The organism is Tritonibacter mobilis, from assembly GCF_001681715.1.
Classification (GTDB): Bacteria; Pseudomonadota; Alphaproteobacteria; order Rhodobacterales; family Rhodobacteraceae; genus Epibacterium; species Epibacterium mobile.
This window is the reverse complement of the sequence record NZ_LNWY01000019.1, coordinates 63,438-76,170: the sequence shown is the minus strand read 5'-3', so window position 1 is coordinate 76,170 and position 12,733 is coordinate 63,438. Positions and strand designations below refer to the sequence as shown.

Here is a 12,733-nt window from a genome sequence, read left to right as displayed (position 1 = left end):
CCATGAAAATCCTCGCATTTTCCGATTTGCATCTGGTCGAGGAGTTGGCCGTAGATCTGGTCACCGCCAGTGTCGGGGCGGATCTGGTGATTGGCGCTGGCGATTTCTGCAACACACGCCAAGGCCTGCCGCGCGCGATGGAGATGCTTGCCGGTATTGCTGCCCCCATGGTGGTGGTGCCCGGCAACGCCGAAAGCGCCGAAGAGCTGCATGGATGTGCCCTGCCCTTCATGACCGTGCTGCATGGTCAGGCCGCAGAGGTCGAAGGGCTGCGCATCTTTGGTCTTGGCGGTGGCATCCCGGAGACGCCCTTTGGCGATTGGTCCTTTGATCTTTCTGACCGCGCCGCCGCGCGGGAACTGGCCAAAGCGGGCGAGATCGACATTCTGGTGACGCATTCGCCACCAAAAGACGCAGGCGATACCACGTCAGCGGGGCTGTCGATTGGTTCCGAAAGCATCCTCGCCGCGATCCAGACCTTGCAGCCGAAACTTGCGGTCTATGGCCATGTGCATGATTGCTGGGGCTATCGCGGTCAGATCGGAGCGACGCAATGCGCCAACCTTGGCCCGACGCCCAATTGGTTTGAGGTGTCGCAATGATTGCGCTCTCCACATTTGCCGCATTTGTCCCAGCCGCGCTCGCGCTCAACGTCACCCCCGGTGCGGATATGATGTTCTGCCTCGGGCAAGGGCTGAAATCCGGCCCGCGCCCTGCCATTGCCGCAAGCCTTGGCGTGGCGGCGGGCGGCATGGTGCATGTGGCGCTGGCCGGGCTTGGCGTTGCGGCAGTGGTCGCAGCACAACCGGCGCTGTTTGATATCATCCGCTGGGTCGGCGTGGCCTATCTGCTTTATCTGGCGTGGGGCGCGATCATGCACCCCGGCGGCGCGCAGCCCCCCGGTCAGGCAGTGCGTGCATCACGCGCCTTTCGTGCCGGGCTGATGGTGAGCCTCACAAACCCAAAGGTGATCCTGTTCGTATTGGCGTTTGTGCCGCAATTCATCCGACCTGAGGCCGGATCGGTGTTGGGTCAGTTCTTGGTGTTCGGCGCGATCATCGGACTGGGCGGAGTGATGATCAACGGCGGTGTTGGCGTCTTTGCCGGACGGGCGCGCGCACTCTTTGCCGGAGGCGGACGCGCCGCGCGCTGGATGAGCCGCATCACAGGTGGAATTTTTGCAGGCCTCGCAGTGCGGCTTGCGCTATTGGAAAGGGCCTGAGAGCCATGTCTCGCATTGATGACAGCAAGGAATTCATCCCGGTCCGTATCGCCATTCTGACGGTTTCCGACAGCCGCAGCCTTGATGAGGATCGCTCGGGGCAGGTGTTGGTTGACCGGCTTCAGGCAGCGGGTCACACCCTCGCCGACCGCCAGATCCTGCCGGACGAGCGTGCCGACATCGCCGATCAATTGCGTCAATGGTGCGCAAACCCAGACGTGGATGTGGTGATCTCTACCGGCGGCACCGGGCTTACGGGGCGTGATGTCACGGTAGAGGCGCATCGCGATGTCTATGAAAAAGAAATCGACGCCTTTGGCACCGTGTTCACCATTGTCTCGATGCAAAAGATCGGCACCTCAGCCGTACAAAGCCGCGCAACAGGCGGGGTTGCGCAGGGCACCTACCTCTTTGCGCTGCCCGGCAGCCCCGGTGCCTGCAAAGATGCCTGGGATGAAATTTTGCAAAAACAGCTCGATTACCGGCATCGCCCCTGCAATTTCGTAGAAATTTTGCCCAGACTTGACGAACATTTGCGACGGAAATGATCTGCCGTCACGTATAAGAGCGTAAAGCATATGGTTCGTGCTATATTTGCGCGGTCTTTGCGTGACACACATCAGATGGCCAGCCGGGACGCACCCGGGCCAGCCGAAAGGGATGAGGATGCGATTTCTGCGACACAGCGTGACGGGGTTGTTCTTGCTTGGCCTCACGATTGCGCTGGCGCTTTTTGCGCTGCAACTGATCAGTTCAGCCATACAGGACAGCCTCGCAGAAGAGCGGCGCGCGCCGCCCGCACGCGAACGGGTGTTTGCGGTGAATGTGATCACGGCCTCACTGGGAGAAGAACGCCCTGAACTCACGGGATTTGGCCATGTTGAGAGCCGCCGCACGCTTGAACTGCGCGCCGCTGTCTCAGGCCGCGTCATTTCGCTGGCAGAGGGGTTTCAGGACGGCGGTCGCGTCACTGCGGGTGACACGCTGGTCGAAATAGACAAGGCCGACGCACAGGCCACGCTGGCCCGCGCCGAAGCAGACATGATGGATGCAGAAGCGGAGAGCCGCGATGCGGGACGCGCCCTTGGGCTTGCGATGGACGAGTTGGAAACCGCGCAGATGCAGGCCGAATTACAGGAACGGGCGTATCAGCGGCAAGTGGACCTGAAATCGCGCGGCGTCGGCACCGAAGCCTCGGTTGAGGCGGCAGAGCTGACCGCCACCAGCGCCCGTCAGGCAGTGATCACCCGTCGTCAGGCCGTAAGTCAGGCCGAGGCCCGTGTGGATCAGGCACAAACCCTCGTGGCGCGGGCGCAAATCGCGCTGGACGAGGCGCAGCGCACCCTTGAAGACACCACCGTCACGGCGCCCTTTACCGGCACATTACAAGCGGTGACGCTGGTCGAGGGGCGACTGGTCTCGGCCAATGAAATCCTTGCGCAACTGGTTGATCCGGACCTGCTGGAGGTCGCCTTTCGCGTCTCCACGGCACAATATGCGCGGCTGCTAGAGGACACTGGCCAGCTTATCCCGGCAGAGGTCACTGTGACACTGGACGCTGCTGGTGCTGGGATCGAGGCGAAGGGCATGCTTGTGCGGGCCAGTGGTGCGGTCGGGGATGGCCAGTCTGGACGTCTGATTTATGCCCGCATGGACAATGCCACGGGCTTTAAACCCGGCGATTTCGTCACCGTAACGGTGCGCGAGCCGGTGATCGCCAATCTGGCCCGGTTGCCAGCCTCAGCGATGGATTCGCGTCAAACCGTTCTGGTTTTGGGCGATGATGATCGTCTTGAAGAGGTACAGGTGGAATTGGTGCGCCGTCAGGGAGATGAGATCCTCGTGCGTGGTGATGGGCTGAATGGTCGCCAAGTGGTCACCGGACGCACTCCCTTGCTGGGGGCCGGTATTAAAGTCCGCCCCCTGACCAAGGGCGCGGACAACGCCGCGCAAGCGGTGGAACCTGACCTCATCGAGCTGACAGATGAACGCCGCGCCCAGTTGAAAGCCATCGTTACCGATAATGGCCGTATGCCAAGCGCGGTGAAAACGCGTGTGCTGGCGCAGCTCGATCAGCCGCGGGTTCCTGCCACGCTTATCGACCGAATTGAACAGAACAGGGGCGGCTGAGGGGCGACCTCAGCCGCAAGTCCACCGTTCGCCGTGGGGCAGGCCCTCATAAGCGACAGCAACAGGTGAATTCTCATGGCGAGCAAATCGACCGACAAGGCCAGCGGCATCCTGAGCTATTTCACCCGCCACCGCACGGCGGCGAACCTGTTGCTGATGCTCCTTCTGGTGTTGGGCGCAGCTGCAATTCCCAATATGCGGGCACAGTTCTTTCCCGATGTGATTGTGGAATCTGTCGATGTTTCCATCGTCTGGGAAGGTGCGGGACCAGAGGATGTCGACAGCGCCATCGTACAGGCGCTGGAACCTGCCCTGCTGGCCGTCGACGGTGTTGAGGACACGCGATCATCCTCGCGCGAGGGACGCGCGGTGATCGACATCGACTTTGAACCCGGCTGGGACATGGCGCGCGCCACCGATGATGTGCAAAACGCGGTCGATGCGGTCACCACCCTGCCCGAAGACGCCGAAGATCCGGAGGTCGAGCGCGCGATCTGGCGTGACCGGGTCACCGATATCGTCATCACTGGCCCGGTCGGGGCGCAGCAACTGGGGCTGTTGGCGGATGAGCTGATCCTGCGGCTTTTTGAGGTGGGCGTCACCCGCACCACCATTCGCGGTGTCGCCGCCCCCCGCACCATTGTCGAGGTGCCCTCCAGTCAGCTCATTGCCCATGACATCACCATGGCGGAGATTGCGTCGGTGATCGCCGCCGAGGTGGAGATCAACCCGGCGGGCGAGGTCGAGGGCGCAAACGCCCGCGTGCGTACCGGCACCCAGAAACGCACACCCGAGGAACTGGAGGCGGTCGTCCTGCGCTCCGAGGCGGATGGATCGGCGCTGACGATTGGCGACGTGGCCACAATCCGGGTCGAGGGCGTGGATCGTCAGCGCAGTTATTTTGTCGGCGAGAACCGGGCCATGTCGATCCGGGTGGACCGCTCTGATCAGGGCGATGCAATCAAGATCCAGCGGCAGGTCGAGGACGTCGTGGCCGAGATGAACCTGTCGCTGCCGCAGGGGGTGGAGGTTTCGCTTATTCGCACCCGTGCCGAGGCAATCACCGGGCGGCTCGATATTCTGGTCGACAACGGGCTGATGGGCCTCGGGCTGGTGGTAATCCTGCTGTTTTTGTTCCTCAATGCCCGCATTGCATTTTGGGTGGCCGCTGGCATCCCGGCGGCCATGTTTGCCGCCATTGCGCTGATGTATATCGGCGGGCTGACGATCAATATGATCTCGCTCTTTGGCCTGATTATCACGCTGGGGATTGTGGTGGATGACGCCATCGTGGTGGGCGAACACGCAGATTTCCGCGCCCGCCGCTTGGGCGAGCCGCCAATGATCGCCGCCGAAAACGCTGCCCGGCGCATGGCGATGCCGGTCTTCGCCGCGACGCTTACAACCGTGATCGCCTTTTTTGGCCTGACCGCAATTGGCGGGCGGTTTGGCGAGTTGATCGCCGACATTCCCTTTACCGTCATTGCGGTGCTGGCGGCGAGCCTGATGGAATGTTTCCTGATCCTGCCCAACCATATGGCGCACGCCCTGGCCCACACCAGCGAGCGGCATTGGTATGATGCGCCAAACCGGGTGGTGAACCGGGGCTTTCGCTGGTGCCGGGGCCAGTTGTTCCGGCCGCTGATGGTCGGTGTGGTCCGAGCGCGCTACGTGGTGGTGGCGGGCGCCTTTGTGCTGCTGGCCAGCCAGATGGCGCTGTTCATTAAGGGCGATGTCAGCTGGCGGTTCTTCAACGCGCCGGAGCGGGCATCGGTGTCCGGCAATTTTGCCATGGTCGAAGGTGCCACCCGCGCCGATACGCTGGAGCAGATGCGTGAATTTCAGCGCACGGTCGAGGTGTTGGGAGCGGAATATGAGGAACGCTATGGCCGCAATCCTGTCGATTTTGTCATGGCCGAAGTGGGCGGCAACACGGGCCGGGGCCTTGCGGGGACTGAAACCAAGGACAGCGACCTCTTGGGCAGCATCGCCATCGAGCTGATCGATGCGGACCTGCGCCCCTATTCGAGCTTTGCCTTTGTGGGCGAGTTGCAGGAGCGCGTGGTGCAATTGCCCCTGACCGAGGTGGTGTCCTTCCGTGGCTGGCGCTCTGGTCCCGGCGGTGATGCGCTGGATGTGCAGTTCTATGGCGCCGATGTCACCACGCTGAAGGCCGCCGCAGAAGATCTGAAAGCCGCGCTGACCCGCTATCCCGAGGTTTCGGCGGTGGAGGACAACCTCGCCTATGACAAGGAAGAGCTGGTTCTGGATCTTACACCGCAGGGTCAGGCGCTCAATTTCACTATTGAAAACCTTAGTCAGGCCCTGCGGCGGCGTCTGAACGGGATAGAGGCTGCCACATACCCAGACGGGCCGCGCTCTGCCCAGATCCGAGTGGAACTCCCCGAAGGCGAGCTGACAGCGGACTTTCTGGAACGTACGCAGATGCGCGCGCCGTCGGGGATTTATGTGCCGCTTGCGGATGTCGTGACCGTCAGCCAGCGCACCGGGTTCTCAACGGTACGGCGCGAAAACGGGGTGCGGCTGATTTCCGTTACCGGCGACATTTCCGAGGATGATCCGGTGCAGGCCGAGGCCATCATCGCGGCGCTGGAAACCGAGATCCTGCCCAAGATCGCCGAGGAGCGCCAGATCGAGTTCCGTCTGTCGGGTCTCAGCGAACAGGAGGACGAGTTCCTAAGCGATGCGCGCACCGGGCTGATCCTGTGCCTCACCGGAATTTATCTGGTGCTGTGCTGGATCTTCTCCAGCTGGACGCGCCCGATCGTGGTGATGGCGATCATCCCGTTTGGCCTCGTCGGGACCATCTGGGGCCACCACCTGTGGGAGCTGCCGATGAGCATGTTCACCGTCGTGGGGCTGTTGGGGATGACCGGGATCATCATCAACGATTCCATCGTGCTGGTCTCGACCATCGACGAATACGCGCAGGAGCGCGGGTTGATCCCGTCGATCATAGATGGGGCGGCGGACCGGTTGCGGCCGGTGATGCTGACCACGCTGACGACCGTGCTGGGGCTGGCGCCGCTGATGTATGAGACCTCGCAACAGGCGCAGTTTCTGAAACCCACCGTCATCACGCTGGTCTATGGCCTTGGATTTGGCATGTTCCTCGTGTTGCTGGTGGTGCCCGCATTGGTGGCGATACAGGCCGACATTGCCCGCCCGATGCAGTCGCTGAAGCGGGCCATGGCCGCCGGGCAACATGCCGGGGCACGCCGCTTGCGGGCGCTGATCGCGCTTAGCGGGATTGTGCAACTTGTATGGTTGGCTTGTACGCTGGGCTGGACCATGGCAACGGGTCTGTTGCCTGCGGTGCTGCGCAAAGCACTGCCATGGATGACGGATATAGACCCCCTCCGGGCCGCGCTGCTTTTGTGCCTCGGCGGTATGATGATCTTGGCGTTGCTGACTTATGTAATCGGCGCGTTGGGAGCCACGCGGGACTCTTCTCGCCGAGCGATCTGAGCCATTCGCGCCAGATCCGCCACCCGGTCCAGCAACTCAAGGCCCAGGTCCTCGATCCGCGCAACCGGCACCCAACGAGCCTCCAGCGCGTCATCATCAGGAACTGGCTGGCCAGACATATAATGGCACAGCGTCGCCACGAGAAAATACTGCCCGCCCACCGAGCCATCGGCATTGCGCGGGATCACGTCGAGCGTCATCAACTGCGCGCCGGGCTCTGCGATAACGCCGGTTTCTTCAAAAAGCTCCCGCGCGGCGGCCTCGGCGGCTGTTTCGCCCAGTTCCACATGACCACCGGGAAACCCCCATGTGCCCGCATTGGGCGGGTTCTTGCGCTTCACAAGGATCACGCAATCCTCACCCTCGATATGGGCGCAAACGACCCCAAGAGCGCCAAGGATCGGTCGGCGCGGTGGGGCCGGGGTAATATCAGTCATCAGGATAAGGGCCTTCTGTCGACACAAAGGACGCGGCGACAACATGGACCTGGCAAGAACCAAGCCTTTAGCCCGAAGTACAGCCTCGGATGTCTACCGCATGTGATTTGCCCAGCACCGTAAAGCGCAGGGCGGAGCGGTCAACCGCAACGGGACCGTTGCTTGCAGGCAAAAGCTCAGCCTCGGCCACCAATTCGCGACCTTCGCGCCAGGATTTGGTCTCTGTCGCAACCAAGGCACCTCCCCCTTCGATCACCGCGTATTCCTCACCGCCCACAGAGGGCATGGAAATCCGAGCCGACACTTTCATACCATATGGCGTTGGCGAAAGGTGACAGGTCACACCGCGCACCTGAGCCTCGGCCGCCGTGTAGGGTCGCGCGGCCAGTGCCGCGGCAATCGCGGGATGGCGTCCGGCGGCGAGGTCGGCGCGATGGTCAAAGCGCAGTTCGGACGGGATGCAAACATCCTTGCACAGACCCAACTCCATCCGGCCCTTGATGCGGATCGGCTGGCCCGGTGTCTTGGGGGTGATTTCAATCGGGAGCACCAGTTCATCGTGATACCCGATGGTGCGCATTCCAGAGGTCAGGAACACCTCGGGCGTGGGCCATGTGATGCGCAGATCGGCGACGTTGCGCGACCCTTGCCAGTTAAACTGCGGCGGAATGCCCGCATCGCCCGGCGCGCGCCAGTAGGTTTTCCACCCCTCTGCAAGCCGCAGACGCAAAGCGCCCATATAGCGGCCATTCTGCGTCGGGCCGCCATCCAGCACCTCAATCGAGACAAGCTTATCCAGATTTTCACGCGCCGAGGCGATGCCCGGAGCCACAATCAAAGTGGCACAGGCGAGCAAAGCAGGCGCGAGGCAGGAGCGAAGTATCGAAATCATGCCCGAAGCTATTGCCGCTTGCGTCGTTAAAGCCAAGTCACAACCCAGAGAGGCGCGCGTAAAATAACTCAATCGTGACATGGAAAGTGAATTTCCCAGAGGCGGAGGCAGGGTTGCAAGTGTCGCGCCTGCGCGTCATGCTGGGTGGAAAGGCCACGCGCCGCAACAGAGGCAGTCACATGGAACTGACAGGTAAGTTGCTGATCGCCATGCCGGGAATCGGGGATCCCCGGTTTGACAACTCGGTGGTATTCCTGTGTTCGCACGGGGATGAGGGAGCGATGGGGCTGATCATCAACAAGCTCGCGCCCGGCGTGGCGCTGCAAACCCTGATGGATCAGCTTGAAATCGATATCGAACCCGCCATCGCAAGTGCGCCCGTCTATTTTGGCGGGCCAGTGGAAACCCAGCGCGGATTTGTGCTGCACTCGGATGAATATATCTCCACTGTCAATTCGCTGCCGGTAAAGCCCGGATTCTCCATGACCGCGACATTGGATATTCTGGAAGACATCGCAGAAGGACGCGGGCCTGAGCGGTATCTCGTGATGCTGGGCTATGCAGGCTGGGGACCGGGGCAGTTGGAAGACGAGATCGCGCAAAACGGCTGGCTTACCACGGATGCCGAGCCGGAAATGATCTTTACCGACACTGCGGACACCAAGTGGGAAGCGGCACTGGCCAGTCTGGGTGTGACCCCGCTGAACCTGTCGATGGATGCAGGCCATGCCTGAGATCTTGGCCGCTGGCGACAGACAAAACTCGAAACCGTAGCGCTCCCGCCCGTCGGATCTGCATCAAAGATGCATTCCCTCCCGTTGGGCCGGGCGCCGCTGACGCGGCGCGCATCCTGGCGCTAGGCTGGCCTCTCTAACGACAATTTTTGCAGAGCCGCCCACGCGGTCCTGACCACCGCTTGCCCCATAGGCACAGCCCTCCTATAAGGGCCGAAACAGCGCGGAGTTCGCCCATGCAGCCCCCCTCTTTCGACCAATCTCACCTCCTCGGGATCGAGCCGCTTCGGCCACATGAGATCACCGCCATTCTGGATCTGGCCGAAGACTATGTCGCGCTGAACCGGCAGACCGAGAAACACTCCGAGGCGCTGGCCGGCCTCACCCAGATCAATATGTTCTTTGAAAATTCCACCCGCACCCAGGCCAGTTTCGAGCTGGCGGGCAAGCGTCTGGGCGCGGATGTGATGAACATGGCGATGCAGGCGTCCTCGATCAAAAAAGGCGAAACCCTGATCGACACCGCCATGACGCTGAACGCCATGCACCCCGATCTGCTGGTGGTGCGCCACCCGCATTCCGGCGCGGTGGATCTCTTGGCGCAAAAGGTGAACTGCGCGGTACTGAACGCCGGCGACGGACGGCACGAGCATCCGACGCAGGCGCTGCTGGATGCGCTGACGATCCGGCGCGCCAAAGGGCGGCTGCACCGGCTGAATATCGCGATTTGCGGTGATGTTACCCACTCGCGGGTGGCTCGGTCGAACCTGATCCTGCTGGGCAAGATGGAAAACCGCATCCGCCTGATCGGCCCGCCCACGTTGGTGCCGCAGCAATTTGCGGAGTTTGGCGCCGAAATCTATGACGACATGCGCGAAGGGCTGAAGGACGTCGATGTGGTCATGATGCTGCGCCTACAAAAGGAGCGTATGGACGGCGGTTTCATCCCCTCGGAACGCGAATATTTCTATCGCTACGGGCTGGATGCCGAAAAGCTGGCGCTGGCCAAGCCCGACGCCATCGTCATGCACCCGGGCCCGATGAATCGCGGCGTGGAGATCGACGGCACCATCGCCGATGACATCAAACGCTCCGTCATTCAGGAACAGGTGGAGATGGGTGTGGCCGTGCGCATGGCCGCGATGGACCTGCTGGCGCGTAACCTGCGTAGCATCCGTCAGGCCGAGGCGTCCTGAGCGCGATGGGTGATGTGATCGAAATCCCCAAGGGTGCCCGCGATCAGGTGCTGGTCTTTACCCTCGAGATGCCGGTAGAGCAGGCAAAATTCCTGCGCGACGAAGATGGCGCATTGGCGCAAGTGTTGGGCCTGCCCGCACTGGACATGGGGCAAGCGGAGATCTTCCCCGTCGAGGACCTCGAAGGTCTGGGATTGCTGGGGTATCTGCGCGAGGGCATGGGGGTCTCCGAGGCTGATCTTTCCGCACACGGCATGGCTCTGGATGGTCTCAGCGGCTGGGTTCTGGTGCTGCGCGCCCGCGCCTTTGACGGGGCAGAGACCCGGCTGACCCCGGCCAGCAGCCTCATGTTGGTGGCGCGTCTCGGCGAGGTCAAAACCGACTGGTCCGCCCCCGGCGCGATCCCAAGCGATGCGGCCCAGCCGTCCCTGCGCACATCGCCCCGCGACGCCCGCAACCGCGCCCGACGCATCGGAGCGTCTTTGTTTGCAGTGGTGATGCTGCTGATTTTCCTGCTGATCTGGGCGCTGGCCACATGACCGCGCCCTGCCCCCCTGCCCGCCCGACATTTGCGAAGGACCCGGTCTGATGACGACGCTTTTCCTCAACGCCCGCCTGATCGACCCCGAAGCAGGCAGCGATGCCCCCGGCAGCCTGCTGGTTCAGCACGGCCATATCCTTGCCCGGTCCGATCAAAGCGACAAAGCCGCGTTTCTTGCTGCGCATAACCTGAACACAGCCGATGTGCAGATAGTAGACTGCGGCGGAAAATGCCTTGCGCCGGGGATCGTCGATATTGGCGTCAAGGTTTGCGAGCCGGGCGAGCGTCACAAGGAAAGCTATAAATCCGCAGGGCTTGCGGCGGCGGCAGGTGGCGTGACCACAATTGTCACCCGTCCCGATACCACGCCCTGCATTGACAGCCCGGAGACGCTGGAATTCGTCACCCGCCGCGCACAGGCCGACGCCCCCGTCAATGTGTTGCCCATGGCCGCGCTCACCAAGGGGCGCGAGGGGCGCGAGATGACCGAGATCGGCTTTTTGCTGGACGCGGGTGCCGTGGCCTTTACCGACTGCGACCACGTGGTCACCAGCACCAAGGTTTTCTCGCGCGCGCTAACCTATGCCAAGAGTTGTGGCGCGCTGGTGATCGCCCATCCGCAAGAGCCGGGCCTGTCGGCGGGCGCTGCTGCAACCTCTGGCAAATTCGCAGCGCTGCGCGGGCTTCCATCGGTCTCTCCCATGGCGGAGCGGATGGGGCTCGACCGCGACATTGCGCTGCTGGAAATGACCGGTGCCAAATACCACGCGGATCAGATCACCACGGCGCGCGCGCTGCCTGCGCTGGAGCGCGCCAAGGCCAACGGGATCGACATCACGGCGGGCACCTCGATCCACCACCTGACGCTGAATGAGCTGGACGTGGCCGATTATCGCACCTTCTTCAAGGTGAAGCCGCCGCTGCGCTCCGAAGAGGATCGCCTCGCCGTGGTCGAGGCCGTGCGCACGGGGCTGATTGACGTGATCTCCTCGATGCACACGCCGCAGGACGAAGAGAGCAAGCGCCTGCCGTTTGAAGAGGCCGCCGCCGGGGCGGTGGCGCTGGAAACGCTGCTGCCGGCGGCGATGCGCCTCTATCATGCAGAGCTTTTGGATCTGCCGACGCTGTTTCGGGCGATGTCACTTAACCCCGCAACGCGGCTTGGCCTTGCGTCTGGCCGCCTGAGCGCAGGCGCGCCTGCGGATCTGGTGGTGTTTGACCCGGACGCACCGCTGGTTTTGGACCGTTTCAAGCTACAGTCCAAATCCAAGAACACGCCGTTTGACACCCAACAGATGCAGGGCCGCGTGTTGGCCACTTATGTGGCGGGTGAACCCGTCTATCGGAAGGAGGCGTGATGTTGCCTGCGCTTGAGACCGCCCTGCCGATGCTCCTGATGTGGGGTGTGATCGGCTATCTTCTCGGCTCCATTCCCTTTGGCATGGTGATCACTCGGGCCTTTGGTCTGGGCAACCTGCGCGAAATCGGATCGGGCAATATCGGCACCACCAATGTGCTGCGCACCGGAAGCAAAGCCGCCGCGGCAGCGACGCTCCTTCTGGATGGCGGCAAGGGCGCGGCGGCGGTGCTGCTGGCGCGTGCTCTGGCAGGCGAGGATGCGGCGCAGCTGGCGGGGCTGTTGGCCTTTGTCGGGCATTGCTTCCCGGTCTGGCTGGGGTTCAAGGGCGGCAAGGGTGTTGCGACTTTCCTCGGGCTCTTGCTGGCTATCGCCTGGCCGGTAGGCGTCGCCTGTTGCATGACATGGCTCGCATTGGCGCTGCTGCGGCGAATTTCGTCTCTGGCGGCGCTCTGTGCGGCTGTGGCTGCTCCGATCTGGTGTCTGGTCCTGGGTTACCCATCGACCGTTGCGCTCTCGATCGTCCTCACGCTGGTGATCTTTTGGCGGCACAAGGACAACATCGCGCGGCTGCTGGCGGGGAGCGAGCCAAAGATCGGCCAGAAGTAACCCCACCCAGCGTCTACAGCCATGATTTCCAAAGCCCTGCCCTCATCGGCGGGGCTTTTCACATTGCACTCACAGGATTGTTTTACCGCAGCAGCGCAGGTCGACCTTGCGCCGGCGCACAGACAA

The 12,733-nt window shown here is 62.5% G+C and carries 12 protein-coding genes; 10 read left to right on the top strand and 2 right to left on the bottom strand.

The genetic code is table 11. The features are described from left to right. Nucleotides 1-2: 2 nt before the first annotated feature. The 5 genes from UB90_RS18325 (at nt 3) to UB90_RS18305 (ending at nt 6,841) form a co-directional block, all read left to right on the top strand. Complete coding sequence (locus UB90_RS18325) at nt 3-602, top strand: metallophosphoesterase family protein (protein ID WP_065325015.1); 600 nt, start codon at nt 3-5, stop codon at nt 600-602. Continuing rightward, nucleotides 599-1,222 (top strand): LysE family translocator, encoded by a 624-nt coding sequence (locus UB90_RS18320; RefSeq protein WP_065325017.1) that lies wholly within the window; start codon nt 599-601, stop codon nt 1,220-1,222. Before UB90_RS18325 ends, UB90_RS18320 begins: the two co-directional genes overlap by 4 nt. 5 nt (nt 1,223-1,227) lie before the next feature. Beyond that, on the top strand, nt 1,228-1,770 hold the full coding sequence (gene moaB, locus UB90_RS18315; RefSeq protein ID WP_065325019.1) for a molybdenum cofactor biosynthesis protein B: 543 nt from the start codon (nt 1,228-1,230) through the stop codon (nt 1,768-1,770). Between the two features lie 118 nt (nt 1,771-1,888). Next, nucleotides 1,889-3,352 carry an efflux RND transporter periplasmic adaptor subunit gene (locus UB90_RS18310; RefSeq protein ID WP_065325021.1) on the top strand — a complete coding sequence of 488 codons (1,464 nt, stop codon included), beginning with the start codon at nt 1,889-1,891 and terminating at the stop codon, nt 3,350-3,352. Between the two features lie 75 nt (nt 3,353-3,427). Next, complete coding sequence (locus UB90_RS18305) at nt 3,428-6,841, top strand: efflux RND transporter permease subunit (RefSeq protein WP_065325023.1); 3,414 nt, start codon at nt 3,428-3,430, stop codon at nt 6,839-6,841. Here UB90_RS18305 and UB90_RS18300 read toward each other — a convergent pair. Then, nucleotides 6,787-7,278: an NUDIX hydrolase gene (locus UB90_RS18300; RefSeq protein WP_065325025.1), complete on the bottom strand. Its 492-nt coding sequence runs from the start codon at nt 7,276-7,278 to the stop codon at nt 6,787-6,789. The genes UB90_RS18305 and UB90_RS18300 overlap by 55 nt on opposite strands. 67 nt (nt 7,279-7,345) lie before the next feature. Further along, complete coding sequence (locus tag UB90_RS18295) at nt 7,346-8,170, bottom strand: protein-disulfide reductase DsbD domain-containing protein (RefSeq protein ID WP_065325027.1); 825 nt, start codon at nt 8,168-8,170, stop codon at nt 7,346-7,348. A 179-nt stretch (nt 8,171-8,349) separates the two neighbouring features. Here UB90_RS18295 and UB90_RS18290 point away from each other — a divergent pair, with 179 nt between their 5' ends. From UB90_RS18290 to plsY, 5 genes are all read left to right on the top strand, one after another. Continuing rightward, nucleotides 8,350-8,904, top strand: a complete 555-nt coding sequence (locus UB90_RS18290) for a YqgE/AlgH family protein (RefSeq protein ID WP_065325101.1) — start codon at nt 8,350-8,352, stop codon at nt 8,902-8,904. A 236-nt stretch (nt 8,905-9,140) separates the two neighbouring features. Beyond that, on the top strand, nt 9,141-10,100 hold the full coding sequence (locus tag UB90_RS18285) for an aspartate carbamoyltransferase catalytic subunit (protein ID WP_065325028.1): 960 nt from the start codon (nt 9,141-9,143) through the stop codon (nt 10,098-10,100). A 5-nt stretch (nt 10,101-10,105) separates the two neighbouring features. Continuing rightward, nucleotides 10,106-10,639 (top strand): hypothetical protein, encoded by a 534-nt coding sequence (locus tag UB90_RS18280; protein ID WP_065325030.1) that lies wholly within the window; start codon nt 10,106-10,108, stop codon nt 10,637-10,639. Nucleotides 10,640-10,688: 49 nt separating this feature from the next. Further along, a complete protein-coding gene (pyrC, locus tag UB90_RS18275; RefSeq protein ID WP_065325032.1) occupies nt 10,689-11,999 on the top strand; it encodes a dihydroorotase in 1,311 nt (436 codons plus the stop codon). Continuing rightward, entirely contained in the window at nt 11,999-12,607 is a 609-nt protein-coding gene (gene plsY / locus UB90_RS18270) for a glycerol-3-phosphate 1-O-acyltransferase PlsY (protein ID WP_406707421.1), read from the top strand. The genes pyrC and plsY overlap by 1 nt, the downstream gene beginning before the upstream one ends. Nucleotides 12,608-12,733: the final 126 nt, after the last annotated feature.